This is a genomic window from Micromonospora sp. NPDC049047, from assembly GCF_040649135.1.
In the GTDB taxonomy this organism is placed as follows: domain Bacteria; phylum Actinomycetota; class Actinomycetes; order Mycobacteriales; family Micromonosporaceae; genus Micromonospora.
This window is the reverse complement of record NZ_JBEZEY010000004.1, coordinates 49,648-75,434: the sequence shown is the minus strand read 5'-3', so window position 1 is coordinate 75,434 and position 25,787 is coordinate 49,648. Positions and strand designations below refer to the sequence as shown.

At 69.5% G+C, this 25,787-nt stretch carries 30 protein-coding genes; 16 read left to right on the top strand and 14 right to left on the bottom strand.

From position 1 onward, the window contains the following. Nucleotides 1-20 precede the first annotated feature (20 nt). Both AB0B86_RS08480 and AB0B86_RS08475 read right to left on the bottom strand, forming a co-directional pair. Entirely contained in the window at nt 21-677 is a 657-nt protein-coding gene (locus AB0B86_RS08480; RefSeq protein WP_357409310.1) for a response regulator transcription factor, read from the bottom strand. Continuing rightward, nucleotides 665-1,888, bottom strand: a complete 1,224-nt coding sequence (locus AB0B86_RS08475; RefSeq protein ID WP_357409312.1) for a sensor domain-containing protein — start codon at nt 1,886-1,888, stop codon at nt 665-667. Before AB0B86_RS08475 ends, AB0B86_RS08480 begins: the two co-directional genes overlap by 13 nt. Before the next feature lie 169 nt (nt 1,889-2,057). Between AB0B86_RS08475 and AB0B86_RS08470 the strand changes: the two genes are divergently transcribed. Beyond that, complete coding sequence (locus tag AB0B86_RS08470) at nt 2,058-2,288, top strand: hypothetical protein (protein ID WP_357416940.1); 231 nt, start codon at nt 2,058-2,060, stop codon at nt 2,286-2,288. A 36-nt stretch (nt 2,289-2,324) separates the two neighbouring features. On the opposite strand, the gene AB0B86_RS08465 is transcribed toward AB0B86_RS08470, so the two are convergent. Continuing rightward, on the bottom strand, nt 2,325-4,292 hold the full coding sequence (locus AB0B86_RS08465) for an acyl-CoA dehydrogenase (protein WP_357416937.1): 1,968 nt from the start codon (nt 4,290-4,292) through the stop codon (nt 2,325-2,327). A gap of 127 nt (nt 4,293-4,419) precedes the next feature. Then, entirely contained in the window at nt 4,420-5,289 is an 870-nt protein-coding gene (locus tag AB0B86_RS08460) for a LysR family transcriptional regulator (RefSeq protein ID WP_357409318.1), read from the bottom strand. A gap of 79 nt (nt 5,290-5,368) precedes the next feature. Here AB0B86_RS08460 and AB0B86_RS08455 point away from each other — a divergent pair, with 79 nt between their 5' ends. The 4 genes from AB0B86_RS08455 (at nt 5,369) to AB0B86_RS08440 (ending at nt 8,568) form a co-directional block, all read left to right on the top strand. Continuing rightward, the gene (locus AB0B86_RS08455; protein WP_357409320.1) at nt 5,369-6,304 is read left to right on the top strand and encodes an EamA family transporter; all 936 of its coding nucleotides are present in this window, start codon (nt 5,369-5,371) and stop codon (nt 6,302-6,304) included. After that, entirely contained in the window at nt 6,301-6,930 is a 630-nt protein-coding gene (locus tag AB0B86_RS08450) for an NAD(P)H-binding protein (protein WP_357409322.1), read from the top strand. Before AB0B86_RS08455 ends, AB0B86_RS08450 begins: the two co-directional genes overlap by 4 nt. Nucleotides 6,931-7,114: 184 nt before the next feature. Further along, complete coding sequence (locus tag AB0B86_RS08445) at nt 7,115-8,344, top strand: cytochrome P450 (protein WP_357409323.1); 1,230 nt, start codon at nt 7,115-7,117, stop codon at nt 8,342-8,344. Next, nucleotides 8,341-8,568, top strand: a complete 228-nt coding sequence (locus AB0B86_RS08440) for a ferredoxin (protein WP_357409326.1) — start codon at nt 8,341-8,343, stop codon at nt 8,566-8,568. Before AB0B86_RS08445 ends, AB0B86_RS08440 begins: the two co-directional genes overlap by 4 nt. A 120-nt stretch (nt 8,569-8,688) precedes the next feature. On the opposite strand, the gene AB0B86_RS08435 is transcribed toward AB0B86_RS08440, so the two are convergent. The 3 genes from AB0B86_RS08435 to AB0B86_RS08425 all read right to left on the bottom strand — a co-directional run bounded on the left by AB0B86_RS08435 (nt 8,689) and on the right by AB0B86_RS08425 (nt 10,546). Further along, on the bottom strand, nt 8,689-9,177 hold the full coding sequence (locus AB0B86_RS08435) for a DinB family protein (RefSeq protein WP_357409328.1): 489 nt from the start codon (nt 9,175-9,177) through the stop codon (nt 8,689-8,691). A gap of 152 nt (nt 9,178-9,329) precedes the next feature. Beyond that, nucleotides 9,330-9,872 carry a hypothetical protein gene (locus AB0B86_RS08430; protein WP_357409330.1) on the bottom strand — a complete coding sequence of 181 codons (543 nt, stop codon included), beginning with the start codon at nt 9,870-9,872 and terminating at the stop codon, nt 9,330-9,332. Between the two features lie 131 nt (nt 9,873-10,003). Next, nucleotides 10,004-10,546 (bottom strand): HAD domain-containing protein, encoded by a 543-nt coding sequence (locus AB0B86_RS08425; RefSeq protein WP_357409431.1) that lies wholly within the window; start codon nt 10,544-10,546, stop codon nt 10,004-10,006. A gap of 331 nt (nt 10,547-10,877) precedes the next feature. Here AB0B86_RS08425 and AB0B86_RS08420 point away from each other — a divergent pair, with 331 nt between their 5' ends. After that, nucleotides 10,878-12,461: an APC family permease gene (locus AB0B86_RS08420; protein WP_357417224.1), complete on the top strand. Its 1,584-nt coding sequence runs from the start codon at nt 10,878-10,880 to the stop codon at nt 12,459-12,461. 67 nt (nt 12,462-12,528) lie between these two features. Here AB0B86_RS08420 and AB0B86_RS08415 read toward each other — a convergent pair whose 3' ends face one another. Continuing rightward, nucleotides 12,529-13,152, bottom strand: coding sequence for a hypothetical protein (locus tag AB0B86_RS08415; protein WP_357409333.1), 624 nt, complete (start codon nt 13,150-13,152; stop codon nt 12,529-12,531). Nucleotides 13,153-13,751: 599 nt separating this feature from the next. Between AB0B86_RS08415 and AB0B86_RS08410 the strand changes: the two genes are divergently transcribed. After that, on the top strand, nt 13,752-14,963 hold the full coding sequence (locus AB0B86_RS08410; RefSeq protein ID WP_357409335.1) for a histidine decarboxylase: 1,212 nt from the start codon (nt 13,752-13,754) through the stop codon (nt 14,961-14,963). A gap of 175 nt (nt 14,964-15,138) precedes the next feature. Here the strand turns inward: AB0B86_RS08410 and AB0B86_RS08405 are convergent, their stop codons facing one another. Further along, complete coding sequence (locus AB0B86_RS08405; protein WP_357409433.1) at nt 15,139-15,891, bottom strand: SDR family oxidoreductase; 753 nt, start codon at nt 15,889-15,891, stop codon at nt 15,139-15,141. A gap of 212 nt (nt 15,892-16,103) precedes the next feature. Between AB0B86_RS08405 and AB0B86_RS08400 the strand changes: the two genes are divergently transcribed. From AB0B86_RS08400 to AB0B86_RS08365, 8 genes are all read left to right on the top strand, one after another. Next, nucleotides 16,104-16,976, top strand: coding sequence for a hypothetical protein (locus AB0B86_RS08400; RefSeq protein ID WP_357416932.1), 873 nt, complete (start codon nt 16,104-16,106; stop codon nt 16,974-16,976). Next, nucleotides 16,966-17,295: a hypothetical protein gene (locus AB0B86_RS08395; protein ID WP_357409338.1), complete on the top strand. Its 330-nt coding sequence runs from the start codon at nt 16,966-16,968 to the stop codon at nt 17,293-17,295. Before AB0B86_RS08400 ends, AB0B86_RS08395 begins: the two co-directional genes overlap by 11 nt. After that, a complete protein-coding gene (locus AB0B86_RS08390; RefSeq protein ID WP_357409340.1) occupies nt 17,292-17,846 on the top strand; it encodes a hypothetical protein in 555 nt (184 codons plus the stop codon). The genes AB0B86_RS08395 and AB0B86_RS08390 overlap by 4 nt, the downstream gene beginning before the upstream one ends. Before the next feature lie 263 nt (nt 17,847-18,109). Beyond that, nucleotides 18,110-18,946: a hypothetical protein gene (locus tag AB0B86_RS08385; protein WP_357409342.1), complete on the top strand. Its 837-nt coding sequence runs from the start codon at nt 18,110-18,112 to the stop codon at nt 18,944-18,946. After that, on the top strand, nt 18,939-19,439 hold the full coding sequence (locus AB0B86_RS08380) for a SigE family RNA polymerase sigma factor (RefSeq protein ID WP_357416930.1): 501 nt from the start codon (nt 18,939-18,941) through the stop codon (nt 19,437-19,439). Before AB0B86_RS08385 ends, AB0B86_RS08380 begins: the two co-directional genes overlap by 8 nt. A gap of 55 nt (nt 19,440-19,494) precedes the next feature. After that, nucleotides 19,495-20,178: a hypothetical protein gene (locus AB0B86_RS08375; protein ID WP_357416927.1), complete on the top strand. Its 684-nt coding sequence runs from the start codon at nt 19,495-19,497 to the stop codon at nt 20,176-20,178. A gap of 268 nt (nt 20,179-20,446) precedes the next feature. Continuing rightward, nucleotides 20,447-21,094 (top strand): serine hydrolase, encoded by a 648-nt coding sequence (locus tag AB0B86_RS08370; protein WP_357416924.1) that lies wholly within the window; start codon nt 20,447-20,449, stop codon nt 21,092-21,094. Nucleotides 21,095-21,270: 176 nt separating this feature from the next. Then, entirely contained in the window at nt 21,271-21,678 is a 408-nt protein-coding gene (locus AB0B86_RS08365) for a hypothetical protein (protein WP_357416921.1), read from the top strand. 65 nt (nt 21,679-21,743) lie between these two features. On the opposite strand, the gene AB0B86_RS08360 is transcribed toward AB0B86_RS08365, so the two are convergent. From AB0B86_RS08360 to AB0B86_RS08340, 5 genes are all read right to left on the bottom strand, one after another. Then, nucleotides 21,744-22,301 carry a hypothetical protein gene (locus tag AB0B86_RS08360; protein ID WP_357416918.1) on the bottom strand — a complete coding sequence of 186 codons (558 nt, stop codon included), beginning with the start codon at nt 22,299-22,301 and terminating at the stop codon, nt 21,744-21,746. Between the two features lie 147 nt (nt 22,302-22,448). Further along, nucleotides 22,449-23,237: an aminotransferase class IV gene (locus AB0B86_RS08355; protein ID WP_357416916.1), complete on the bottom strand. Its 789-nt coding sequence runs from the start codon at nt 23,235-23,237 to the stop codon at nt 22,449-22,451. Nucleotides 23,238-23,346: 109 nt separating this feature from the next. Further along, on the bottom strand, nt 23,347-24,174 hold the full coding sequence (locus AB0B86_RS08350; RefSeq protein WP_357409356.1) for an SAM-dependent methyltransferase: 828 nt from the start codon (nt 24,172-24,174) through the stop codon (nt 23,347-23,349). Between the two features lie 184 nt (nt 24,175-24,358). Further along, a complete protein-coding gene (locus AB0B86_RS08345; protein WP_357416913.1) occupies nt 24,359-24,799 on the bottom strand; it encodes a hypothetical protein in 441 nt (146 codons plus the stop codon). Between the two features lie 60 nt (nt 24,800-24,859). Next, nucleotides 24,860-25,066, bottom strand: a complete 207-nt coding sequence (locus tag AB0B86_RS08340; RefSeq protein ID WP_357409360.1) for a hypothetical protein — start codon at nt 25,064-25,066, stop codon at nt 24,860-24,862. A 134-nt stretch (nt 25,067-25,200) separates the two neighbouring features. On the opposite strand from AB0B86_RS08340, the gene AB0B86_RS08335 reads away from it, so the two are divergent. Beyond that, on the top strand, nt 25,201-25,749 hold the full coding sequence (locus AB0B86_RS08335; RefSeq protein WP_357416911.1) for a hypothetical protein: 549 nt from the start codon (nt 25,201-25,203) through the stop codon (nt 25,747-25,749). The last annotated feature ends 38 nt before the right edge of the window (nt 25,750-25,787 follow it).

Sequence of the window (25,787 nt, the reverse complement as noted above, 5' to 3'; positions counted from 1 at the left end):
GGGTCCGGGTACAGCAGGCGCTACCGCCGGTCGCCGTTGAGGTAGCGCAGCACGGCGGTGACCCGGCGGTCGGCGCTGTCGTCCGGTGGGAGCTGAAGCTTCGCGAAGATGCTGCGGATGTGCTTGTGCACCGCGCCGTCGGTGACGAACAGCCGCTCGGCGATAGCGCTGTTGCCGAGCCCTTCGGCCATCAGCCCCAGCACCTCACGCTCACGCGGCGACAGCTCGCTCAGCGCCGTGTCCGTCCGGCGGTTGCGGGCGAGCAGTTGCGCCACCACCTCCGGGTCGATCACGCTGCCGCCGTCCGCGACGCGGTGCAGCGCGGTGAGGAACTCCTCGACCCGGCCCACCCGCTCCTTCAACAGGTAACCCAGCCCGACGGCGCCGACCGAGAACAGGTCGGTGGCGAACGCCTGCTCCACGTACGCCGACAGGACCAGCACCGCCAGGCCGGGTCGGCGCCGCCGGGCCTCCACCGCCGCCACGATGCCCTCGTCGGTGTGGGTCGGCGGCATCCGTACGTCCACGATCGCGACGTCCGGCGCGTGCTCGTCGACGGCGACCAGGAACTCGCCCGGAGTGCCTGCCGTGGCGACCACGTCCAGGTCCTCCGCCCGCAGCAGCAGCGCCAAACCCTCGCGCAGCAGCGGGTCGTCCTCGGCGATCACGATCCGCATGGCAGCTCCACGTCCATTCTCGTCGGCCCTCCCGGTGGGCTGGTCAGCGTCATCCGGCCGTCGTACGCCTCGACCCGCCGACGGATGCCGGTGAGTCCGGAGCCGCGGGTCTCGTCCGCGTCGCCGTGCCCGTCGTCCTCGACGCTCACCAGCAGCCGACCGCGTTCGAGGCGTACCGCCACATCCACCCGGCTCGCACCGCTGTGCCGGACGACGTTCGTCAGCGCCTCGGCCACCACGAAGTACGCGGTGGCCTCGACCGAGGCCGCGCAGCGCACCGCCACGTCCACCTCCAGTCGGCAGGGCACCGCGCAACTGCCGGCCAGGCCCGACAGCGCGCCGGCGAGACCCCGGTCGTCCAACACCGGTGGCAGGATCCCGCGCACCACCGTCCGCAGCTCGCCGAGTGCCTGTTCGGCAGCATCCTGCGCCTGCCCGAGGATCTCGTCGGCGCGGTCCGGGTTGCGGCGCACCGCCCGGCGTGCGGCGCCCAGCAACACGTTTACCGCTACCAACCGGTTCTGGGTGCCGTCGTGCAGCGACCGCTCGATCCGGCGCAGTTCGACAGCGTGGGCGTCCAGCGCGGCGGCGCGGGTGGCGGTCAGCTCGGCCACCCGCAGCGACAGGTCGACACCCGGCGGGGGAGGGAGCAGCCGTCGACCCGGCCAGGCCTGGAGCCGGGGCAGGACCGGGGTGAGCCAGATCGCGGCGGCCAGCCAGCCCACCCCGAGCACCCCGACCCAGAGCGCGTCGGACAGGCCGTCGATGCGCCACCAGACGATCCCCGGCGCGGCGTCGGGGGGGACCAGCCGGTACCACAGCGGGAAGGTGGCGTCCTGCACGGCATAGAGCGGCAGCGCGAGGCCGACCAGCCCGGTCACCAGGCCGACGAGCGAGTACAGCCCGAGCCAGCCGAGCTCCCGGCGCACGAACGGATCCCGCGTCGCCGCCCGCAACCCGTCCGGCACCGGGCCCGGCGTGGGGATCGGGTCGCCCCAGCGGGACAGCCGGGCGCGCTCGCGGTCGGCCACCGACCGCACCGCCCGCAGCGCACCGGGCGCCGCCAGCAACCCCACCCCGGCCAGGCAGGTCACCGCCACGATCGCCGCCCAGAGCAGCGCGCCCAGCGCCAGCGTGGCGGTGCCCAGCCCTCCGACGAGGTGCTCCAGGGCGTCGACCGAAGCGCGAACCCGGCCCCGCACGTACGCCATCGACCCACCTCCTCCGTCAACATAGGCCACCGCAAGCCCTGCCCGGCAACGCCCGGCGCGGAAGGTACAGCCTGCTGTACCACTGCCGTCGAGCTGGCGGGATCGTCGCCGTCGGGTCGCCGACCTAGCGTTGACGGCGTCGAAGAAACGTTCGCCGAAGGAGGCAGTCATGACCGATCCGTACCGCATCGCCGAGGCCCCCGCCGCCGCACCGAAGAAGCCCGGCGGCCTGCTGCGCCCGCTGCTGTGGCTCGCGCTCTTCGTCAGCGCGGCGGCCAACGTGGTGCTGTCGACCGCGGTGGACAACCCGTGGATCAGCTCCGCGTTCGGCCTGGTGGCGCTGATCTGCGCGGGCGCGCTGATCGTGCACCACCGCCGCAACCGTGCGCGGGAGTCCTAGGAACGCAGACCCCACCCACCGCGCTCAGGTCGTCGGTCAACTGCGGACAGTGGCGTCGTCGTTGGTGGTCATGGTCTCCTGCCGAAGCGGCTCCTCGCGCAGGATCGCGGCGTGCAGCCACGAGTCCGGGATGGCGAAACCGTCGACGAGGGTCCGCATGTGCGGCCGTAGCTCCTTGAGGAGGGAGTTGACGACGCCGGTGATGGCCTTGGCGCGGGCCGGTGTGAAGCGGCCGTGCTCCAGGAACCATCCCTTGTTGGCCTCGATGACGCTGAGCGCGTACAGGTCACAGACCCGGGAGAGCAGCGCCCGGACCGCCGGGTCGGCGGTGTCTTCGATGCCGGCGACGAACGCCTCCAGGGTGATCCGGTCGATGTGCGCGGCGGCCACGCTCAGGACGTGGTCCTGGACGTCGTTGAAGATGTCGAAGGGCCGGTCCTTCTTCGTCGCCGCGCCGTTGCGCAGGCGGCGGACCGCACCGTCGAGGAGGTGCCGCTCGCGGTCCTCGAACACCTTCAGGTGCCAGCCGCGGTCGGTGACGGCGACCTCCTCGTCGCGACCGGGCACGGCGCCGATCAACCGCTCGATGAGGGACCGCGCGGCGGTCCGTTCGAGCACCATCTCGCGGACCTGCTCGGCGACGAAGGAGGCGCGCCCCCAGCCGTCCAGCGAGCCGAACTCGTCCCGGTAGCCGGTGAGCAGTCCCTTCGCCACCAGCTGCAACAGCACCGTGTTGTCGCCCTCGAAGGTGGTGAAGACGTCGGTGTCGGCCTTGAGGCTGGGCAACCGGTTCTCGGCCAGGTAGCCCGCGCCGCCGCACGCCTCGCGGCACATCTGGATGGTGCGGGTCGCGTGCCAGGTCTGCGCGGCCTTGAGACCGGCGGCCCGGGACTCCAGCTCCCGTTGCCGGTGCTCGTCGACCGGCTCGTCGCCGCCCTGCACCTCACTGAGCGCGGCGACCAACTCGGTCTGGGCGAAGTGCAGCGCGTACGTGGTGGCCAGGGCGGGCAGCAGCTTGCGCTGGTGGGCCAGGTAGTCGTTGAGCAGCACCTCCCGCTCCGCGTCGGGTGTGCCGAACTGGCGGCGGATGTCGCCGTAGCGCACCGCGATGGTCAGCGCCGACTTGGTGGCCGCCGACGCGGCGCCGCCCACGCTCACCCGTCCGCGCACCAGGGTGCCGAGCATGGTGAAGAAGCGCCGGGAGTCGTTCTCGATGGGGCTGGAGTACGTCCCGTCCTCGGCGACCTGACCGTAGCGGTCCAGCAGCATGTCCCTCGGCACCTGGACGTGGTCGAAGGTGAGCCGCCCGTTGTCCACGCCGAGCAGGCCGGCCTTGGGCCCGGCGTCGCCGATGCTCACGCCGGGCAGCGGGTTGCCCTGCGCGTCGCGGATCGGCACCAACCACGCGTGTACGCCGTGCCGCTCACCGTTCGTGATCAGCTGCGCGAAGACCACCGCCATCTTCCCGTCCCGGGCGGCGTTGCCGATGTAGTCCTTGCGGGCCGCCTCGTGCGGGGTGTGCAGATCGAAGGTCTGCGTCTGCGGGTCGTACGTGCAGGTGGTGCGCAGTTGCTGGACGTCGGAGCCGTGCCCGGTCTCGGTCATGGCGAAGCAGCCGAAGATCGTGCCCGAGACGATGTCCCGGAGATAGGCGTCGTGGTGCCGTCGGGTGCCGAGGGCCGCGACCGCGCCGCCGAACAGGCCCCACTGCACGCCCGCCTTGACCATCAACGACAGGTCGACCTGCGCCAACATCTCACTGGCGATGATCGAGCCGCCGACGTCGCCGCTGCCGCCGTACTCGGTGGGGAAGGCCGACGCCATACCCAGCTCGGCGGGGAGTTCGCCGAGCAGTCGGGTGATCCGCTCACGCGCCTGGTCACCTGTCTCGCCGTACACCGGGAGGAAACGCTCGTCGAGGTTGTCGCGGTGCGCGGTGCGCACCTTGGCCCACGGCCCGTCGAGCAGTTCCCGCAGGCGAGCGAGGTCGATCTGATCGGACATGGTCCCCCCTCGGCTTGCGGACATATGGGTACAGGCCGTACTCGATCAAGAGTACCGGGGTCGGCGCGCGGCTGAGGTGGCCGTGCCGCTGTCGCCGCTGTAAGACCGACTCCGGTAGTGGTGATCGTCACGCAATCCGTAGAACATCGAGGAATGCGTTCACCGCTGGGGTCCGGCCCAGGCGGCTCCAGACGAGGTGCTCGACCCGGGCCGGCGCATCGGTGACCTCGATGACGGTCACGCCGTTGAGCCGTGGCACGTAGGCGGAGGCCAGCATGGCGACGCCGAGACCCGCCGCGACGAGGTCGGCCATCAGGTCGGCGGCGGTCACCTCGAACGCGACGTCGCGGGCGAGGCCGGCGGCGGAGAACGCCTGATCGGTCTGGGCCCGCCCGGCGGTGCCGACCGGGAAGTCGACGAAAACCTCGGCGGCGAGCCGGTCGAGGTCGACTGCCGGTTCACGCGAGAGCGGATGATCCGGGGCGACCACGGCGACGAGCCGGTCCCGGGCGAAGCTGTGTGCGTCGACGCCCTTCGGCTGGACCGTTTCCGGCAGCCCCAGGAACGCCACGTCGATGACGCCCTGTTTGACCTGCTCCACGAGTGCGTCGCTCCCACCGACGCGCAGGCCGACGCGCACGAACGGGTACCGCTCCCGGAACACGCGAAGCGTGGCCGGAATGTCGACGGCCGCGACAGTGGGGATCAGGCCGACAGTCAGTCGTCCCCGTACCTCTCCCACCGCCGCCGCGACCTCGGCGGCCGCGCGTTCGGCGGCGTCCAGGCACTGACGGGCGGCGGGGAGGAACGCCGCACCCGCCGGGGTCAGCCGCACCCGGCGGCTGGTCCGCTCGAAGAGCCTCGCGCCGAGTTCCCGCTCCAGGCGGGCGATCTGGTGACTCAACGCGGACTGGACGACCAGGCACCGTTCGGCGGCCCGGGTGAAACTGCTCGTCTCGGCGACGGCGAGCACGTAGCGCAGCTGGTGGAGCTCCATCGATTCATCTTCTCTGTAGATCGATCGGATGACAAACATGCGTTGGACTCATTGATGGCTGCGCGATGAGACTTCCGACATGACAAGTTCCGGAGCGGAGAAACTTCCCGGCGGCACGTTCACCAGCGATCTGCCGCGCACCGCCCTGACCGCGCTCGCCCCGCTGGCGTGGGGCACCACCTACGTCGTCACCACCGAGCTCCTTCCGCCGGGCCACCCACTGTTCGCGGGCTTCCTGCGCGCGTTGCCCGCCGGTCTGGTAGCGCTGGCGATCACCCGTACGCTGCCGAGGGGGGCGTGGTGGCCGAAGGCGGCAGCGCTCGGCGTACTGAACATCGGGCTCTTCTTCCCGCTGCTCTTCGTCGCGGCGGAGCGGCTGCCGGGAGGCGTCGCGGCGACCCTCGGTGCGGTGCAGCCGCTCGTGGTCGCCGTCCTGGCCGCGACGCTCCTGCGGGAAGGGCTCTCCGTCTGGCGGGTCGTGTGGGGTGTCGCCGGGGTGTTGGGCGTCGGCCTGGTGGTGATCGGGCCGGACGCCGCGCTCGACACTGTGGGGATCGTCGCCGGCCTCGTCGGCGCGGCCACGATGGCGCTCGGGGTGACCCTCACCAAGCGCTGGAAGCGGCCCGCCGGGGTGAGCCCGACGGCCTTCGCCGGCTGGCAGCTCAGCGCGGGCGGTCTCTTCCTGGCGCCCCTCACCTTCCTCGTCGAAGGACCGCCACCGGCGATCGACCCGCCCGCCGCTCTCGGCTACCTCTGGCTGGGCCTGGTCGGCGGTCTGTGCGCGTACGTCCTGTGGTTCCGCGGCGTCGTCGCGCTGCCCGTGACCTCCGTCGCGGTTCTCGGTCTGCTCTCGCCGCTGGTCGCCGCGCTGCTCGGTGCCGTGGTGCTCGGTCAGACGCTCGGTCCGATCGAGCTTCTCGGGTTCGGGCTCGCGCTGGCCGCGATCGCCGCGGGGCAGCTTCCCGCGCCGACCCGTTCGCGGGCGCAGCTCGTACCGGAAGGGGCGGTTCGATGAAGATCGCCGTAGTCGGAGCCGCGGGAATGGTCGGCTCGCGCGTCGTCGACGAGGCCGCGGGCAGGGGACACGAGACGATCGCCGTCTTCCGCAGGCGGAGGCCGGAGGCACTGCCGTACGGCGTGACCGCCGTCGCTGGCGACACGGACGACCCCGGGCGGCTCAGCCGGCTCTTCGACGGCGTCGACGCGATCGTGGCGGCGACCCGTCCCGCCCCCGGGTACGAACACGCCGTCTCCGCGACCACAACTGTGCTGCTCGACGCGGCCGAGGCGGTCCAGACGCGCATCGTCGTCGTCGGCGGTGCCGCCCCGCTGTGGGTCCCCGGCCACCCCGACCGACTCGTCCTCGACAGCCCGGAGTACGTGCCGGAGGCTTGGCGCACCATCGCCGCCGCCAGCGTCGCGCAACTCGACGCCTGCCGGGCGCACCGGGCCGACTGGGTCTACCTCAGCCCGCCGGCCATCCTCGAACCCGGAACCCGCACCGGGACGTACCGACGGGGCACCACGACGCTCATCACCGGCCCCGACGGGGCGTCCCGGATGTCGGCGGAGGACCTCGCCGTCGCCGTCCTCGACGAACTGGAGAGCCCAGGCGGGGACAGGCACTTCACAGTGGGATGAAGCGCCGCGCATGCCCGTCGCGCTGCCGCCATGGCGATCATCGAGGTCTGTCGCTACGATCCGATACCGATGCATTACTGAGCGTTGATGCGTGCTGCTCGTGATCCCTGATCACTGGCGATCCGGCACCGCTACGACGTGGTGCCGGCCCGAGGATCACGCCGTCTCGACGAAGGGAATCCGGATGACGGAGAGCGCCCAGACCACCGAGAGTCGAAACGTTCCACCCGCGCGGCCGTACCCGTTCAGTGTGCCCGACCGCCTCGTCGTCGACCCGACCTACGGCGAGCTGCGCGAGACCGAGCCGATGATCCGGGTGCAGCTCCCCTACGGTGAGGAGGCGTGGCTCGCCACCCGCTACGAGGACGTCCGTACGGTCCTCGGCGACGTACGGTTCGGTCGCGCCCCGGCCGTCCAGCGCGACGAGCCCCGGCTCACCCCGCGCCAGCAGTACAGCGGCATGCTGACAATGGACCCGCCCGATCACACTCGGCTGCGCCGGCTGGTGGCGAAGGCGTTCACGGCCCGTCGCGTCGAGGCGCTGCGACCCCGAACCCAGGAGATCGCCGACGCGCTGGTCGACGACATGGTCCGGCTCGGTCCTCCGGCCGACCTGGTGGAGCACGTCGCCACACCGCTGCCGATCCAGGTGATCTGCGAACTGCTCGGGGTTCCGTACGCCGACCGTGACCGCTTCCACGTCTGGTCGGAGGCGATCGTCTCGACCACCTCGCTGCCGCTGGAAACGATCCAGGAGTACCTGAACAACCTCTGGGGCTACATCGGTGCTCTGGTCGCCGAGCGCCGCCGCGATCCGGGGATCGACGACCTGCTCGGCGCGTTGGTGCGGGCCCGCGACGAGAACCAGGATCGGCTCAGCGAGACCGAGCTGGTGGAGTTGGCCGGCGGGCTGCTCGCGGCCGGCCACGAAACCACTGTCACCCAGATCCCCAACTTCATCTACGTCCTGCTGCACAATCCGGACCAGCTCGCTCGGCTGCGGGCCGATCCGTCGCTGGTGCCGGCCGCGGTCGAGGAGCTGCTGCGGTACGTGCCGCTCGGCGTCGGCTCTTCCTTCGCCAGGTACGCCAAGGAGGACGTCGAGGTCGGCGGGGTGCTGGTCCGGGCAGGTGAACCGGTGCTCGGCTCACTGTCGTCGGCGAATCGGGACGGCACGGTCTTCGCCGACCCGGACCGGCTGGACTTCGACCGCGAGCAGAAGCCGCATCTGGGCTTCGGGCACGGCGTACACCACTGCGTCGGCGCGCAACTGGCCCGCATGGAGTTGCAGGTCGCCGTCACCACCATCGTCACTCGCCTGCCCGGGCTGCGGCTCGCCGTGCCCGAGGACGAGCTGGAGTGGAAGCGCGGCATGTTGGTGCGGGGTCTGCTCGGCATGCCGGTGGCCTGGTGAGTGCCGCCTGGCGGGTCGAGGTGGACGCGCGCCGTTGCATCGGCACGAGCATCTGCGCCGGTACCGCGCCCGAGCACTTCCGCCTGGTCGACGGCCTGTCCGCGCCGGTGGCCGACGTAGTCACTCCGGCCGAGGCCGTCATCGACGCCGCAGACTCGTGCCCGGTGGAAGCGATCACGGTCCGCGACGCCGCCGACGACCGGCTGATCGCGCCCGAGGAATGACCCGAGATCGAGCCCGCCCGTTAACGCCCGCGAGCTGAGCAGCCGCGGATTGTCGTGCCCGTGTGGTGCGGGTGCGGCTGGTGTGCGGTGGGGTGCACGCCGGGTCCGTGCGGGTGACAGCTATCGAGGCCCGAGCCCTGTCTTTCCGTCAATCAGCTCACGTACGACATCGAGGTGACCCGCATGGCGTGCGGTCTCCTCGATCATGTGAAGAACGATCCGCCGCAGGTCGGTGACCTCGTCGCCGAGGGGCGCACCCGGGTGACGCCCACGCGCAGGCGCAGACAGTGGTGTGGCGGCGAGGATGGCGTTGGACCGCTCGCACTGTGCGCGGTAGAAGGCGAAGACCACTGCTGGTGGTCGTGGGGTGTTCAGGGGCGTGTGGTCGTCGTCGGGCCAGGCCAGCGGCTGGGCGGAGCCGGTGGCGACCTCCTGGAACCAGTGCCGCTCCGCGTAGCCGAGGTGCTCCACGAGACCCAGCGGTGTCCATCCCGAGGGCAGCACGGCGGTTGTCAGAGCTGCGCGGTCGAGGCCGTCGACAATAGCGAGAACGCTTGCACGTTGCGCCTCCAGGAACATCGACAGTGCCGTCTTCTCAGCGTCTTCCACCCGCTCCACATCCCTTCCGGTAAGTGATGATCTCGGTCGGGACGCCTCGTCCGGACCCTTCCAACGAGTACGGCGCACGTCAGTCGCCACCTCCTGCCGCGAGGTGCCCGTCAGGCTGAGAGACCCAGCCAACGCCGTCGGCGGCGGGCAGGTCATCCTACGGTGAAGCCGCCGTGACTGATGGTCTCGTTGAGCCAGCCAAGCCAGGTCACCCACAGGTCGTCGCCCTCCAGCTCCGCACGCAGATGCGGCGACGAAGCCTGGTAGCGGTACAGCGCCTGCTCGATCTCCTGCGCACCTACCAGCCACGGGCCGTTACTCATCAGCTTGAACTCCGGGATACCGACCATGCCAGGGACCGTCTGGGCTGCGGCCGCGCGCTCTGCCTCGTTGTAGGCGTCCCGCCGACCCTGATCGGCGGACTGCCAGTCGTCCATGTCTTTGAACGGCCAGGCCGGAAAGGGCTGCGAGGTTGCCTGGTAGGTCATGCCCGTGCGGCGCATACCGTCACGGCAGAAGGCCATGCCGGCGATGTTCAGATGGAATTGAAAGGGAGCCATCAGCGACTCGTACTCGCTTCCGCCGCACGGTGGGGTGTGCGCGCACGGCTCCGCCAGATCGAGGCAGGCTTCGAAGCGGGAGCGCGCCGTAGCAGCAGGTTCGGGTAGGTCGACCCGCTCAAGGTGGTAACTCATGAGATCCTCCGCCGTCGGCACGACAGTCTGGCGCTCGACGTCGTGACATTCTGCCGGTCGTAGGCGGGCCGCACCCCGGGGGCGAGGCACGACCCGTCGTTGCTGTCTGCCCGCCTGGGGTGATCGTCGTTTCAGACGTGTGGTGTTCCGTCCGACCCGACGATCCCGTGACCGGAGGCGGCGGGTATGGCAAGCCACCGCTCGATGGCGGCAAAGTCGGGATCGGAGAGTCCCATCCGTGGGTCGACCCGGTGCAGCAGTGCCGGTCCGGGGTGGTTGGCGGCCACCCACGTCCGGTCAAAGTCGCTGATCTCGTCGTCGACCCACACGAAGGGCCGTCCAGCCGCCCAGGCGACAAGCGTCTCGGTCTTCCAATGCACGCCCCGCGTCGGTTGCACCTCATCCTCTTCCGACCAGGCGACGACAGGCAGTTCCGGTAGGCCGATTCGCGGTGCGACGTCCGCGTTCGCGTCAGCCATCCAGGTGGTGGCCCAGACCAGCTCACAGCCGAGCGCGCTGAGTCGCCTGCCGTGCATCGGATTGAGTCTCGACAGGAGAGGGTTGGACATCTCGTCCCACAGGTCGGCCGCGTCGGCCCTGGCGGCACGTCCTGCTGAATCCTGCGGCCGCTCGCCAATCGGGATGAGTGGTCCATCCACGTCGAGAAAGAGCAGGGGGCGTTCAGCGCCAGTGGTCACCGTCGCACGATAGCCATCACGGTCCGAATCGAGCCAGACGAGGCCAGGGCGTTCGCCGGGCAGGCCGGCGTCAGCCGACGGGCGCTCACCGAACGGCTGGCGAGCACGACGTGGTACGCCGTCAGCAGTGCTCGGAGCATCCACCCGCGCGGATCACCTGCTGACCGCCAGGCTGGCCCTCGGTCTTTTTCTGCGATCGGCAGTGCCCGATGCCACATCACCGCAGAACAGAACACTTCCGACCTATTAGAACGTAGCGACAGGACCGGCGGGGAAGGGCCGGGTAATAGCGAGACTTCGGCTAGTGATGGCGAAGCAATCACCCTGTAAGGTCATCGAGTCCCGTCGCCAGACCGATTTGCCTTTGACATGGGGAGGCTCAGCTATGGTCACATCTTCTGTGACCCCCACGACGGTGTCCGCCGAACGAGGGCTGGCACGCAAGACTCTGCGGACGAGTTCGCTTGTGACGTTCGGGGCGACCGCGTCGTCCCCAATGGCCGTTCTCGTCGGCGGTATCGTCGCCACCTATGCGGCAACCGGAAATACCAGCGTAGCCGCCAGTTTCTTGCTCCTGACCGTCGTGATGCTCCTCTGGGCGCCGGGATACATCGCCATCGCCAGGTACGTCCAACCCAGCGGGATCTTCTACACCGCCCTCGCCGCCGGACTGTCTCGGCTCGTCGGTGTCGCCGGAGCGCCGGTGGTGCTCCTTGCCTACAACACCATTCAAATCTCGCTGTACGGGCTGCTCGGTTCGGTGGTCAGCGGCTTGATCGGCGGGCCGTGGTGGATTTTCGCTCTCATCGCGTGGGCCATCGTGGCGGCATTCGGCCTGCAACGCACCGGCGTCAGCACCGCCATGTTCGGGACCATCCTGATCGTCGAGGTCGCGCTGCTGATCGTGTTCGTGCTGGTTGGTCTGGCCCACCCCGCCGGCGGCAACTTGACGTTCGAGGCGCTCAACCCGACGCAGTTGTTCAGCACCGGGGTGGTGGCCGGGCTCGCGGTGCTGCCACTCGGCTTCGCCGCGTTCTTCGGCACCGAAACCATCGCCGCGTACGGTGCGGAGGCGCGCTCACCCCGGGCGGTTTCCCGCAGCATCATCTACGTGATCGTCGGCCTGGGCCTGCTCTACGCCCTGTGCGCCTGGGCGATGGTGGCGACCGTGGGTGCCGACCGGGTCATCGACCTGGCCCGCGACCCGGCAGCGCCGCTGCCGTTCGAGGTCTTCTCGGACTCCCGCGCTGGCAGCGCCGGCGTGCTGTTGATGGCGCTTGGTGGTCTGCTGCTGATCAGCAGCGTCCTCGCGGCGATGATCAGCTTCCACAACAGCGTGGCGAGGTACCTGTTCACGCTCGGCAAGGACCGGCTGCTGCCCGCTCGCCTCGCCACGATCCGTGAGGGCGGGTCCGGCGCGCCCCAGGGCGGATCGATCGCCCAGTCGGTCACCGCTCTGATCGTCATTCTGCTCTTCGTGGTGAGCGGTGCCGAAGCGCTGACCATGTTCACCTGGCTGTCCAACATCGCCGCCGTCAGTCTGATGCTGTTGATGGCGATGAGCTCACTCGCCACTGTCCGCTTCTTCGCCCGCGGCGGTGGACGCAGCGAGTCGCTGTGGGCCCGGGCGATCGCCCCCACGCTCGGCGGGATCGCCATCGGGGTGATCCTCCTGGTCACACTGATCAACATCAGTGCCGCGCTTGGCACGCCACCTGGCTCTCATCGAGCGTGGCTGGTGCCCGGGACGGTCGGTGCGTTCGTCCTCATCGGGGTGTTGTGGGCGATCAGCCTGCGGGCCCGCCAGCCGGAGCTGCTCGATGGGTTCGGCGAACGCGAGACGAACCCCACCCGGCAGGTCGACGAGGATCTGGGCCACCTCACGCTCTGAACAGTACGTCACGACAGCAGGCAGGCGGGGCCGCGGAAGCGGCACCGCCTGCCTGCTGTCGTGACCCCTACGCCGTCGCGCCTCTGGCCTGAGCGAGCCGTTGCGCGCCTTGGTGGACGAGCGTCGCCAACTGCGCGATCCCGGCCCAGATCGGGGCGTCCCCCGGGTGGCTGTGCAGCGGCCGCCACGCCTCGTACGTCGGTGTCGTGGACTGGATCAACGGCCTCTCCCACGGGTCGGCCGGCCGGTCGACGACCATCCTCGTCTCTTCGGGGTCCATCAGCTGGATGTAGAACCGTCCTGGAATCCGGTCCTCGCCTTCCACCTTGCGCATCGTCTGCTCCCAGCTGCCCAGCGGACCGTCCAGGGAACTGACCGCGATGCCGATGAACGTCGACTCCGCGGTGACCCGGTCGTCGACCCGATTGCACATCTGCGGTGGCTGACGCGGATCCAGTCCGCCGTGGTCGAGGTAGTGCCGTGCCGTCTCGCCGAGGTCATAGAGCAGCCGGGGGAGGTACGACACGTCCTCGCCGGCCTTGTCCAGACGCGTCGCCGCGCCCACTTCGAAGACCGGCCGCTGCAACGTGGAGCCGACGACTGGTACCGCGTAGAGGAACGCGAAGCCGTAGGGGCACAACGGGTTGCGTCGACGCTGAGTCCACGCGTGGCGGCCGTGCATCGTGTTCATCAGGCCGACCCGACTCAGCGCGGAGGAGCGCAACGACGCCCAGATCCGTCGCGTTTCGGGATCGCTGATCGGAGGTGCGGGTGGCGACTCACGGGCAGCCGGCGGTGGATCAGGTGGTAGCGGTTGCTGCGCAGAGGGCCCGGCATGCCAGGAGGCCGGCTGGTACTGCTCGGCTGCCGGCACCTCGCTGGCGGGCGCTACCCAACCATGCCGTCCGTCCGGTGCCGGTGGGGGTGATGCGGTGTAGCCGCTCGGCTGCGGGTCCCAGTGCGCAGCCGTCCTTCCACTGCTCGCCGCTGCCCTCCAGTCCTCGGGGGTCCTCTCAAGAGGACCCAGGTGGGTCGCGGGCCTGTCGTACGCCACGGTGTGGTCCTCCCAAAAGACGTCGCCATAGCCTCTCATCGAACACACACCGCGATCAACCGCGCACCACGAGTCGGCTCGATCATTCGACGCAAGGGGCGGTTGCCTGGGCGTCGCGGTCATGGTCCACTCATCGCTTAATTGCCTATCAACGGAGTGCCCGTGACCATCCCCTACCATCGGCGATGCCGCCTGCTGGTGTGTGATGTCGTGGACGCCACTGTGGACGGCCAGCGATGACCGCTCCCACAAGCGTTCCCGACGGCTTGTCGCTCGCTGCTCAGATCGAGCAGTTGCGAGCCACCTTAGCGGCGCGCCGGACGATTGGCTTTCCGGCCGCCCTGGACATCGACTACGAACCGGTGACCCCGCTGTTCGGATTGTTGATCAACAATGTTGGCGACCCGGACACCGACCCCGACACCGGCCACACGAAGGCCTACGAGCGAGAGGTCATCGACTGGCACGCGAACCTCTTCGGCGCCCCCGCCGACGATCGGTGGGGATACCTGACCAGCGGTGGCACCGAGGCGAACCAGGCGGCGATCCTGCTCGCCCGCGACAGATTCGCGGGCGCGAATCCGGTGCTGTACTACAGCGAGGCCACTCACGACTGGATCCGCAAGACGGCAAGTGCGCTCGGCCTTCCCGAGGTCGTCATCCGCACCGACGCCCGGGGAGAGATCGACTATGACGATCTGCGGGGCGAGTTGGCGCGGCGAAGAGACCGGCCGGCAATCGTCGTGGCAAACGCGGGTACGACCGTGACGGAGGCGGTGGACGATCCCGCCCGAGTTCGCCGTGCCCTGTCTGACCTGGCAATCCGCAACTCGCACCTGCACGTCGACGGTGCGCTCGCCGGCGTTCCGTTGGCCCTGCTGCCGGACCGGCCGGTGGCCATCGATCTCGGCGCTGTGGTCGACTCCGTGGCAATTTCCTGCCACAAGTTCTATGGCACCACGATTCCGGGCGGCCTCGTGGTGACTCGCCGCTCGCTGCAACGGGCGGCCCGGCAGATTTCCTACACGGCCACGACCGACAGCACCATCAGCGGCTCCCGCTGCGGCCAACTCGCCGTCCAGATGTGGTACGCCCTGCGACTGCTCGGCGAGGCCGGGCACCGCGAGCGCGCCGAACGCGCCCGGGAGACGGCTCGCTTCGCCCACTCGCTGCTGGCCAGCGTCGGCTGGCCGGCTTGGCGCCACGTCCACGCGTTCACTGTCTACTTCACGACTCCGCCGCCGGCAATCGCCCGCCGCCACGGCCTCTCCAACGCCGACGGCGGCATCAGCCACCTGATCTGTATGCCAGGTGTCACCCGCCAACAGATCGAGGCGTTCGTGGCCGACATCGCCACCGTCAAGGGTGCAGAGCAGCCCATTCCCAGCCGTGGGGTTCGGCGACTCGTGCCCGTCGCGCAGCTACTCCTCAGCACCGACCGCACCTGATCGGCCGCCATCGCCCTACCGGTGCCGCCCGCCCTGGGTAGGGCGGGCGGAGGCGCACCGGATGACGCTCTCTGTTCTCGGCCGTGGGTCAGCGTGGCGGGACTGGGCACCGACACCGGTGGCGTCGACGCGGGCTGACTGGTTCGTCGCCGTGCCCCACGGGTGCCGGAACGGGTCAGGCGGAGAATGGACCGCGCACCGTGACACCTCCATCGACGACGACGCTCTGCCCGGTCACGTAGGACGAGAGCGGCGAGGCCAGATAGACGGCAGCCGCAGCGGCGTCGGCGGGAACGCCGAGCCGGCGCATCGGGATCTCGGGCACCTCGTCGCCGAGCTGCGCGGAGTTCGCCACCGCAGTGGCGATCGCGCCGCACGCCACCACGTTCATCCGGATCCCGTCGCCCGCGTACTCCGCCGCGACGGTCTTGGCGAGACTGAGCAGGCCGGCCTTGGCAGCACCGTAGCCGGCCTGCATGGGTGCGGCCATGACCCCGGTGACCGATCCGACGCTCACAATGGAACCACCCTGTCCCTGGGCCAGGAAGGCACGGACTGCCGCACGGGCCGCGCGGACCACATAACCGAGGTTCATCTCGTACGCGAGATCCCAGTCGTCGTCGCTCATCTCGTGCAGTCGTACCGCCGGCACAAACGCGAGCTGCCCGCCCACGACTGTCACAAGCGTGTCGAGCCGACCAAACTCGGCCACTGTTGCGTCGACGAACTCGGCTACAGCTGATTTGGACCGGACATCCCCGGCGAGCGCACGCGCGTGGGCACCTGACTGGACCAACTCATCGACGGCCTCGTGCGCCCGGCGTGAATCGATGTCTGCGACGGCGACAGCCGCACCGGCCGAGGCGAACGCACGCGAGATCTCCCGGCCGATTCCCTCGCCTCCGCCTCCGACAATCAGCGCGTTCATGCCGTCGAGAGGGCGTGCCCAGCTATTCATGATCGAACTCTTTCACACCGATGGGAGCTGCCGGGGGAGGGACCTGCCGCCGAGCGCACTCGCCGGCAGGGTCTCACCACCCGGGGTAGCCATCGACCGCCGGCGGGCCGACTGTGTCGCACATCGTTTGCGGCTGTCGGATCTCCCTGAGCCACTCGGCTACCGTCTCATCACCGGACCCGATGACGCCGAATCCTGCGCCCGCGTCAGCGCCCTTCTCGATGCCGTGCCCGGCGGCGAGCGGTGATCCTGATCCTGGGCATCCGCTCGCGCCGGCAGACGAATTCGCGTTGTCTGCCGCAGCGCTCGTGGGGGAAGATCGCGTTCATGACGTACTGGAAGGGCGCCCCGCGCCTCGCGAAGTGACCGGCCCGGCGCTGGTGTCGCCGCTTGACGACTGGGGATGGCTGGAAGCGGGCATCGCCTCGGGTGATGTTCTTGTCCCGTGCGGCGACGTACGGTCACGCATCTGGCATGGGGTCGAGGCCGACCGGGACGGGCCGACGACCCGTCGTCTGCTGACCTTCACGACCGACCACCGCCGGTCGGCCCGGCGGATCATCTTCGAGCTGTTGCGCGAGCTGTGCTTCCAGCGCCCTCGCTGGCCGTTGGTGGCCGCCGCCGCCGAGTCGGCAGTGAGCGACGTGGATCCGCAGGTGCGACAGTCCGCAGCCGCGTTACTTGTGGGCACCGCGGAACCTGCTCGGGCCATGTCGGCGTTGGTCGCCGCGACGGATCCGGTCGTCCGGACCGCCCTCGTGGATGCCATGCCCTGGAAAAAGATCGCGCAGCGTCAAGCCATCCTGGAACGCCTGCGGTCGGATCACGTTCCGGCCGTCCGGCTACTGGCCAACATCGCCGGGTTCAGCAGCGCCGACCCGTCGGCCTGGCCAGCACATGACGCTGCGTGCCGCGCCGGGGCGGGTGACACCGATGCTTACCGGCCTCCTGCAGGACGACCTCGCCGATATCCGGTCGGCGGCACTGCACACGTTGGCGGCTTCACTTACCGCGTCCCGCCTGGCCGCCGACGGACTCGCGGCGATGTTCGGTGATCCTGAGCTCGGTGCGGTGGCCGCCATCGCCTTGGGCAGCGTCGGCGACCACCGGGCGGTGCCGCATCTGGTACGGCTGATGCTCGCCGACAGCGACGAACCGCGCCTGGCCGAGGCGTTCAAGGTGGTTGCCCGGGCCGGGGCTGATCCGCAGTCGTCGGTGGCCGCGGCCCGGCAGATCTTGGCCGCGCTCCCGGATTCGTGTGTACCGGTCCTGCCGATGCGGGTGCTTGCCGCGTTCGGTCCGGCCGCGGTTGCCGCGGTGCCGGAACTCATCGCCAGACTCAGGGGGCCGAGAACGACACCCCGAGCTGTGTGATCTATGTCCTGGGACGGATCGGGCCAGCCGCCGCAGCCGCGGCAGCGCTGCTGGGCCAGTACTCGACCCAGGGTGCGACGCTTGCCCTCCTCACAGTCACCGCCGACCGGGCGGTGGCCGACAACTATCTCGCCGGCCGGCCGGAACAACCTGGCCGAGATCTACTCGCGCTTGCGCTGCTGACCTGGCTGGTCGAGCACGGCGGGCTCACCGCCCGCCAGCACAGACAGCTGCGGCACCTGTTCCGGGCGCCCAGCTTCGGGCAGGTGAAGTCGGCCGGTGCACTGTGGTGCCAGGAGGGTCCCGCGGTAGCCGCTGAACTGCTTGCGGTCTTGCCGGAGTACCTCTCCGAGGACCTGTACGGGCGCGAGGCATTGCGGGTCTTCGCCGCGATGGGGCCGCACGCGCGGCCGATACTCGACCGGCTGGACCGGTTCGTGGCCGCCCGACATCGAGTCGGGATGAGTATCGGCGACCTCGACGCCGAGATGCGCGCGGACGAGACGCTGCACGCCGCTGCCATCGCCGCCCGACAGAAGATCGCTGAATGACCCGCGCCGCGCACGGGCCGAGGCAACCGCGGATCGGAGAGTAGCGGGCGGTGTCGATCCCGGCCATCCGCTGCCGCTGATGTCGCGCGGCCGTGCCGGTGTGGGTGAAAAATTCTCGGAGCAAAACGGTAACCGAATCGGCTGGCCATCGCGTCAGGTAGGCGAAGGATCGCCACGGCGGGCGGTCGGCCGAGGAGGTACCGGACATGGGCGACGTGCGGAGTCGTTTCAGGGACGATATGGCCCGATACCCCGCCCCACCGATGGGTGATCTGGTCCAGCAGTCAGTGGTGCAGGGCCGCCGGCTGCGCCGCCAGCGCCGACTGGTGCAGCTCGGCGCGGGCGGATCGGCGTTGACTGTGCTGCTGGTGATCGGCTTGGCCGCCGGGCCGCTGCGCGTCGGTGCGGGTGACGCCGGTCAGCCTGGCGGGCCGAACGTCGGTGTGCCGGGTGGGCCGGTCGACCCGGCCGCGCCGTCGCGGGCCGGGGCCGCAGCTAATCCCGCCCCGGGCGGGTCTCTGACCGGCACCGACGAGCAGCGCAACGGAGCGATCCAGCCGCCCGTCTCGCCGACTCCGTCGACGACGGTGATCGACACCGTGCGGATCGGGGCGGGGCCGGATGGTGATCTGCTGACCACCACCCCGCAGGGCGCGCTGGAGCTGTTGGTCCGGCTGCTGCCGAAGGGAAAGACAAGCGGTTATGCGAGCCTGCCGAGTAGCGGGGCAGGCCCCGGCATGCCGTACGTCCAGCTCTACCTGGATCGTGGCAACGGGCCGGGCATGCTGCGACTCTCCATCTACCAGGACAGACTCGGCGGCGACCCGCCCCCGGGAACGGTCGAGCTGACCGAGCTGCCTGACAACTGCGTACAGAACAAGATGGTCACTGTGCACCACCGGGGTGGCCTCCAGGTCGACCTGATGATCGCCACCTGTCTGGCCTGGGAGGGCATGGGAAACACGCCGGCGTTGCCCGCCCTGTCCGTGCAGGAGGCGATCGGGGTCGCCGCCAACCCGATCTGGGGGACGAAGCTGCCGGCCGAGTACGTGCACTCCGGTGCCAAGAGCTTCGCGGCGCTGGCCCGGTCGAATGGCTGACGAAGACTTCGTGGAATTCGCGCAGGCGGTTGCGGGCCGCCTGCGCGAAGCCGCGTTCCTGATGTGTCGCGACTGGCATCTCGCCCAGGACCTCACCCAGACGACGCTGGCCAAGGTGTACGCGAACTGGCGGCGGGTCCAGCGCGCCGACGATCCGCACGCCTACGCTCGCAAGATTCTGCTCCGCTCCATGATCGATCAGCAGCGGCGTCGCTCCAGCCGCGAGTTGGCGATGTCGGAGCCGCCGGACCGGGGCGAGGAACATCCGAGCGAGCTGCGCATGACGCTGCTCGACGCGGTCGCCACTCTGCCGTTACGGGATCGGGCGATCATCGTCCTGCGCTACTGGGACGACCTGAGTGTGGAAAAGACCGCCGAGGTGGTGGGCGTCTCCATCGCCGTCGTCAAAAGCCAGAGCATGCGCTCCCTCAACCGGCTCCGCGACTTGCTCGACGAGACGCGCGCCGAACTGTTCGCCGAGGAGCGCCACTGACGGGTCCGGTTGCGGCGCGACCTGCGGTGGCACATTTCTGGGTTGGGGAGGTTCCGTGTCGGTATCGAGCAGCAGGACACGCCAACGTCCGCTTCGCGGCGGCGGACGACGCCCGGTCGCCTGGGTGGTGCTGGGGGTCCTGTCGGTGTTTGTGGTGCTGGCCGCCGGCTGCCATCGGCGGGAGGCCGACGTCGAACCCGACGAGCGACACAGCGCAGACGCGGAGCGGGGCGGGGCGGACATGCTGCTGACGGCGGACGATCTGGGCGCGGACTGGCGGGAGGACACTCGCACCGGTCCACCGCCGTGGCCGTGGGAGCAGGACAGCTGCCCCGACTACCGGAGCAGCGACTATCCGGCGAAGGCGCATCGGCGTACTGCGGTGGAGCGCTACTACCGGCCGGCTGGCGGCTCACCACCGGTACACCACGTCGTGGAGACGTACGAGCCTGGCTGGGCGCAGCGGAGTGTCGACGACGTCCGCCAGGTCCTACTGCGGTGCGCGAGCTACCTGGTCCATGGATCGCAGGTCTCCTTCCACATAGTCGATTCGCACTACCTGGGGGGCCTCGGCATGCTCATTCGGGGCCGCATCGAGCGTGCCGACATCTCGAGTGCCGTCACGTACTTCGTCATGCTGAGACGGGGCGAGACGGTCTCGACGGTCAGCCTGCCCGACTCGGGCAGCCAGGCCGCCGTCGACTCCGTCGCGGCGAAGGCGGTGGCCCGTCTTGGGTGAGCGGAAGGGTCGGCAGCTGCCACGCCGTTGGGTCGTCTCGGCGGTCACCATGTCGCTCGCTGGCGTCGCGACGGCCGCCTTCGGCGCCACGCGCGGGCACAGCGGCGACGGAGCCGGCCCATCGCCCGCGACATCCCCTGCCAGCCCGATTCCCACGACGCCAGCCGTCGACCGGATCGACCAGGCGAGCACCCGCATCAGGGCCTACCTGCGGCGGTACGACGGCCGGGTGGCGGTCGCCGCACTGGATCGACAGGGTGCGGCTGAGGTGACCGTCGGTACCAGACGGTTCGAGACGGCCAGCATCGTCAAGGTCAACATCCTCGCGGCCCTGCTGCTGCGCCAGAGGCCGCCGGGCAGGGCTCTGGCAGCGGACACCAGGCGGTTGGCCGAAGCCATGATCGTGTCCAGTGACAACGCCGCGGCGGAGGCCCTGTGGGACAGGATCGACGGCGCAGGTGGCCTCATCGCCGCGAACCGCACGCTCGGTCTGCGGGAGACCAAGCCCAGCCCGCACTGGGGACGCACCACTACCACCGCCGCTGACCAGCTCCGTCTGCTGACCGCGCTGACGTCGCCGACAGGGCCGCTGACCCCAACGGACCGTACCTTCGTCATGGGTCTCATGAAGAAGGTGATTCCCGAGCAACGCTGGGGAATCACCGCCGCGCGAGGGTCGGGGAATCCCTCCGCCTATGTCAAGAACGGCTGGGACACCGCCGATGCCGACGGCGGTCGCTGGCTCGTCAACAGCATCGGGCGGATCGTCGAGCCCCGGCAAGACTGGCTGGTCGCCGTGCTCTCCGATCACCACGTGAGCCAGCAGGAGGGCGTCCGCGTCGTCGAGAAGGTCGCCACGTACGTGCTCAAGGAGTTGCGCGCCGCCACTGCGGGTGACGGTCCTGCCGCGGGGTAGGTCGTCACCTTCGGGACCAGCACCCGGTTTCTCTGCGGGCGCGGGCCGGTGGCTTTCGACGGGGAGAGCGCACCGCTGCGTGCAGTGCCCAGCTGGCAGCGGCAGGCAACGCTCATTGCGTTTGCAAGATCACTCTGTGTGGCCCATTATCGAATCGCGACGTCGAGGGGGCCACCATGCAGCCGGGGCAGTGGGATCCGCAGCAGCCGCAAATCCTCGATCCGGCGATTCCTGTCAATGAACGACCGCTTCACCTGCGGCACCCACCCGGATACGACCCGGCCACCGGCGCCCCGATCGCCTGGATTTACGAGCAACAGGCTCAGCAGCAGCCGGTGCGGCCGCAGCAGCCCCAACGCGGCGCGGTCTACCGGGCGGATTACGTAGCGCCCAAACAACCCGCGCCAGCCGCTTCCCCACCAGAGCGGGCCGACACCCCGCCGCCACGATCCGCCTACCAGCCGACGTGGCGGGATCACCGGGCGCTGCACTGGCGCAGGTGGTCCGGCGTCTACATCTGGCTCGGCAGCCTGGTGATATTCGGTTTGGTCTTTCTGTTCATGTACCTGGAGAGCACCGATTAACAACCGCTGACGAACCTGCCGGGCGGCGCTCGCGAGGCGAGCGACGTTGCGACCCGCAGCATCACTCATGTCGCCGATCCGTCGGCCGCACGGCGCAAGCGGTTTCCTCGGCGCGCGACGCCGCCATAGAGATGGACGCGATTGTCGACAACGTGCTCCGGCTCGCCGCCCGGAAACCGGTCGGCTGCGGCACTGCCGTTACTGACATGAACCAACCAGTCCTCGTAGTACCAGCTCGGGTCGCATGCGCAGTCGGTGAACCGGAACCGGAAATTGGCCCGGTACCTGCCGACCTGCCCGTGCGCGAGAGTGAACAGACGGGTCGACACCCTCGACCGGGGAAACGCGGCCCTGCCCGGCAGGCGCGCGACGGTGACCGCCGAGCCCTCGAAGGTGAGCCGAAGAGTCAGGTCGAGGGCGATGCTCACGCCACCGGTCAGTATTTCGCTGCGACGCGAGTAGCTGGCCGCCTCGTCGGCCAGCACGTCATGGACCACGACATCGCCGGTTGGCAGCGGCGCGGGAAGCATCACCGGGCGGTCGAACCCCCGACGGGCGTTGGCCTCCGGAGCGCCGCGTGAAGTCGCGCTCCATCGCACCCGCACCCGCTGGATGACAATCACGCCCCAGGCCATGGCTCACGGCGACAGGTTTCGCCAGCCGATATCCGCTCAGGCCGCGTCGAGCGTGCCGCCGGAGTTCTCCCACCACTGCCACCCGTCGCGGAGCCGAGGGCCGGGCCCGCAGCCGCGCGACGTGGATGACTCCTCCTACCGAGTTGGCCGGACCGGCTCCCACTCCACTTCCTGCCAGGCGCGTCGCAGCAGCCTGGTGAACTCCTGGTCTCCGGGGAAGGTTGTCGCGTCCACCGCGGCGATCGGCTGGGCCGCGCAGTGCGAATTGGTGGCGACGGCCGCGGTCATCTCGCTGAGAGATTCGCGTGTCGTCTTCCGGGTTACCTCTGGGACGCCGAGCCGCCGCAGGCCGAGTCGAAGCAACTGCATGGTGATGCCCGCCAGGCGCGGACCCTCGGTCCAGACGACCTGCGTACCGTCCCAGCAGGCGATGTTCCATACCGAGCCCTCGAGGAGGTCGCCGTCCCGACCGACGAACAAGACATCGTCGAATCCCGCCTGGCGGGCTTGGCGACGATGGAAGGTCAGGCCCAGCGTGGCCCGGTGTTTGAGCTGCGCAAGCTCTCGCTCGTACTGAACAGTTCGGACTCGCAGCGGTGGACCTGCAGCACCGTCGACCGGTTCGTCGACGGACACCATGATGTCGGTGTGCGGCCATCGGGTGGGGTTCGGAAGGACGGTGACCTGGACGGACGCGTCGTCCCGGTCGCGCAGCGCGCGGTCGACGAACGTTCTGATCTGGTCGTCGGACGCTGGAACGGCCTCGGGAAACAGCACGGCCGAGGCCTCGCGCAGCCGGCGGAGATGGAGGGAGAGCCCCGGCGCGGCCGCACCGCGTACCTGCATGGAGGTGAAGTGGCCGTAGTTCCACACGGCTGCCCGATGCACGTCCTCGACTGTCGCCGGCTCGCCGTTGATCTCCACGTGTGTCACCGCGTCATGGTGTCACCCGGCGCGGAGCCCGACGCGGATGCGGTGCGCGCGGCAGGTCCGCCGGCGGGGCGTGCTCTCGCCGACGGACCTCACCGTGGGCCTACGGTTTGCGGGCGAGGAGCCCGACGAAGGTGTGATACGTGTCGGTCTGCTTCGGGGCGGGCGTACCCGGCTCTGGGCGCCACTCGGCGAGTGGCACCAGCCCCGGTTCCAGCACCGTCAGCCCATCGGCGAACGACAGAATCTCCTCGTCGGTGCGCCAACGGCCGGTGCCCAGCGACTCGTTGAAGATCCGCTCGACCTCGCGGGCCTTGCGGGAGCCCTCCGGGTCCCGCTCGGCCGGGTCACGGAAGTGCGAGATTGCCACGTAGCTGCCGGACGGCAGCGCGTCGATCAACGCCGCCGCCACCGCTCGCGGATCCTCGTCGTCACCGAGGTGGTGCAGGATCGCGAAGAGCAGCAGCCCGATCGGTCGATCGAAGTCGAGGAACCGACGTACGTCCGGATGGTCGAGGATCTCCTGCGGTGCCCGGATATCCGCCTGGATCACCGTCGCGGTGCCCTCCGCGGCGAGCAGGGCACGCCCGTGGGTCAGCACGATCGGATCATTGTCCACGTAGACCACCTGGGCCTTGGGATTGTGCTCGGTGGCGACCTCGTGCACGTTGCCCTGGGTGGGCAGCCCCGATCCGATGTCGAGAAACTGGTCGATGCCCGCCTCGGCGACCAGGAAGCGAATCACCCGGCGCAGGAAGGCCCGGTTCGCCTGGCCGGCCGCCGGCCCGTCCGGGGTGATTCGCAGGGCGTGCTCGGCGACCTGCCGGTCGGCCTCGAAGTTGTCCTTGCCGCCCAGGAAGAAGTCATAGACCCGGGCCACGCTGGGAATGCTCGGGTCGATGCCGGGGGGTGCCGCCTTGTCGGGGGTCACAGGCGTCTCCATTCGAAGGGGATGGGCGCAGGCCGGGGTGTGCGGGCGGTGCCGGGTAGCGGCGAGTGTAGCGATCGGGAGAGGTGAATTCCGCCCCGGCTGGTATCGCTCCCAGTGAACCGTCTTTCACCCGCGTGAGCCAGAGTCACCTGTCTGGTGACCGTCCCGGCGGCGACGGCGCGGTTCACGACAGCCCGTCCCTGACGATGCCAGTGACGACGAGGAGGACAGCGGCGGCGAGCAGTGCGAGACCCATGATCCGGCCGAGCCGCTTCGATTCGGCGTTGTTGGCCGCCCGATAGACGCGCACGCCACTCACCGCCGCCACGCCGAGGGGTGCCCCGACGAGGAGGAAACCGAGGAAAGACAACGGGTCGAAGATCCCGTGTTCGTCACCGACGATGGCCAGTTGGTAGCCGACGTTGCCCAGGGCGAGAAGGCAGAAGAGGAACAGCACCACCGACACGAGCCCCACGCTCTTGCGAAAGTCATGCCACTGATCGAGCTTCTCCGGAATCGACGTCACCCGGTTCGTCTGCGCACCGTCGCCCACGCCTGCACGATGCCACAGGCGGCCCACCGACTGGGCCACCCGGACCTCGGCCACGACCGCGAGGTCCGGCACTCCGCGCCTGGCGTGGTGCCGGCGGCGTTGCCAGCCCCACGACCAGATGATGCTGCGGGGTCAACAGGTGCGCGGCTGCCAGGTCACCTTCGTCACGTACATGGGCACATACAGGTCCCCTCCGCCGGGGCGGGCGCACAGCGCACCGGTCAGCTTCTGCCCGAGGTACGTGTAGGACCAGGTGATCTCGGCGTTCGGTGTCGCCTCCGATGGCCGCCATGTCCGACGAGGCCACATCCGCCGTCGGCGTCGAAGGATCCCGGTCATTCCCGGACCTCGTGGCGCCCACGCCTGTAATCGGAGAGCTCCGGCGGGACAACTCAAACCGGGGTGTCGGCGGGCGCCTCTAGGATGACGGCGAATCTGCCCGATGGAATGCCGCTTCGAATAGAGGTAGTGGAGTGAATCCCGATTTGCGGGAGCTCATCACCGAGCTACGTACCGATCTGGAGGCCGACCAGCCCGCGACGTTGTACTGGGCGCAGATCCACGAGGGTGCTCCGGCCGAGAAGATTCCGGCCGAGTTGCCCCAGTCGGTCCGGGAGTTGCTGGAAACCGCCGACGGCATCCATGCCGGCTCGTTCGACCTTTTCGATGCCAAGGAAATCAACAATCACCAATACTGTCTCGACCACATGCCCGAGTTCACCGGCGTCGCTGACGAACCCCACAAGTGGCTGGTCTTCGGCCAGCTGTCCGACGAGCCGCTGCTGATCCGACGCGACACCGGGTCGGTGTGGTACTTCCCCGCGGAGACCACCGACGAGTGGTTCGCCCGCGAGTTCTTCCTTGAGGTCACCCTGGACCTCGACTCGTTCCTCGCCTACTACGTCTTCGGTGCCGGTTATGGCGAGATCGGCTCCGACAAGGACGGATGGTGGAACTTCCTCGTCGAGCAGGGTCTGACCGTGCCCGGCGACGAAGAGGCGGAGGAGGAGGCCGACGGCTGACCGGTAGACCGCCGCGATGGTCCCCACGTTCTTGACCT

What these genes read in the sequence shown, in the direction of transcription:
- AB0B86_RS08410 (WP_357409335.1), top strand. Translation starts at nt 13,752, where the DNA reads ATGACCGCTCCCACAAGCGTTCCCGACGGCTTGTCGCTCGCTGCTCAG.
- AB0B86_RS08475 (WP_357409312.1), bottom strand. Translation starts at nt 1,888, where the DNA reads ATGGCGTACGTGCGGGGCCGGGTTCGCGCTTCGGTCGACGCCCTGGAG.
- AB0B86_RS08380 (WP_357416930.1), top strand. Translation starts at nt 18,939, where the DNA reads ATGGCTGACGAAGACTTCGTGGAATTCGCGCAGGCGGTTGCGGGCCGC.
- AB0B86_RS08450 (WP_357409322.1), top strand. Translation starts at nt 6,301, where the DNA reads ATGAAGATCGCCGTAGTCGGAGCCGCGGGAATGGTCGGCTCGCGCGTC.
- AB0B86_RS08340 (WP_357409360.1), bottom strand. Translation starts at nt 25,066, where the DNA reads ATGACCGGGATCCTTCGACGCCGACGGCGGATGTGGCCTCGTCGGACA.
- AB0B86_RS08420 (WP_357417224.1), top strand. Translation starts at nt 10,878, where the DNA reads ATGGCGAAGCAATCACCCTGTAAGGTCATCGAGTCCCGTCGCCAGACC.
- AB0B86_RS08470 (WP_357416940.1), top strand. Translation starts at nt 2,058, where the DNA reads ATGACCGATCCGTACCGCATCGCCGAGGCCCCCGCCGCCGCACCGAAG.
- AB0B86_RS08455 (WP_357409320.1), top strand. Translation starts at nt 5,369, where the DNA reads ATGACAAGTTCCGGAGCGGAGAAACTTCCCGGCGGCACGTTCACCAGC.
- AB0B86_RS08385 (WP_357409342.1), top strand. Translation starts at nt 18,110, where the DNA reads ATGGGTGATCTGGTCCAGCAGTCAGTGGTGCAGGGCCGCCGGCTGCGC.
- AB0B86_RS08465 (WP_357416937.1), bottom strand. Translation starts at nt 4,292, where the DNA reads ATGTCCGATCAGATCGACCTCGCTCGCCTGCGGGAACTGCTCGACGGG.
- AB0B86_RS08400 (WP_357416932.1), top strand. Translation starts at nt 16,104, where the DNA reads ATGACGCCGAATCCTGCGCCCGCGTCAGCGCCCTTCTCGATGCCGTGC.
- AB0B86_RS08430 (WP_357409330.1), bottom strand. Translation starts at nt 9,872, where the DNA reads ATGAGTTACCACCTTGAGCGGGTCGACCTACCCGAACCTGCTGCTACG.
- AB0B86_RS08415 (WP_357409333.1), bottom strand. Translation starts at nt 13,152, where the DNA reads ATGAACACGATGCACGGCCGCCACGCGTGGACTCAGCGTCGACGCAAC.
- AB0B86_RS08365 (WP_357416921.1), top strand. Translation starts at nt 21,271, where the DNA reads ATGCAGCCGGGGCAGTGGGATCCGCAGCAGCCGCAAATCCTCGATCCG.
- AB0B86_RS08480 (WP_357409310.1), bottom strand. Translation starts at nt 677, where the DNA reads ATGCGGATCGTGATCGCCGAGGACGACCCGCTGCTGCGCGAGGGTTTG.
- AB0B86_RS08395 (WP_357409338.1), top strand. Translation starts at nt 16,966, where the DNA reads ATGTTCGGTGATCCTGAGCTCGGTGCGGTGGCCGCCATCGCCTTGGGC.
- AB0B86_RS08405 (WP_357409433.1), bottom strand. Translation starts at nt 15,891, where the DNA reads ATGAACGCGCTGATTGTCGGAGGCGGAGGCGAGGGAATCGGCCGGGAG.
- AB0B86_RS08460 (WP_357409318.1), bottom strand. Translation starts at nt 5,289, where the DNA reads ATGGAGCTCCACCAGCTGCGCTACGTGCTCGCCGTCGCCGAGACGAGC.
- AB0B86_RS08445 (WP_357409323.1), top strand. Translation starts at nt 7,115, where the DNA reads ATGACGGAGAGCGCCCAGACCACCGAGAGTCGAAACGTTCCACCCGCG.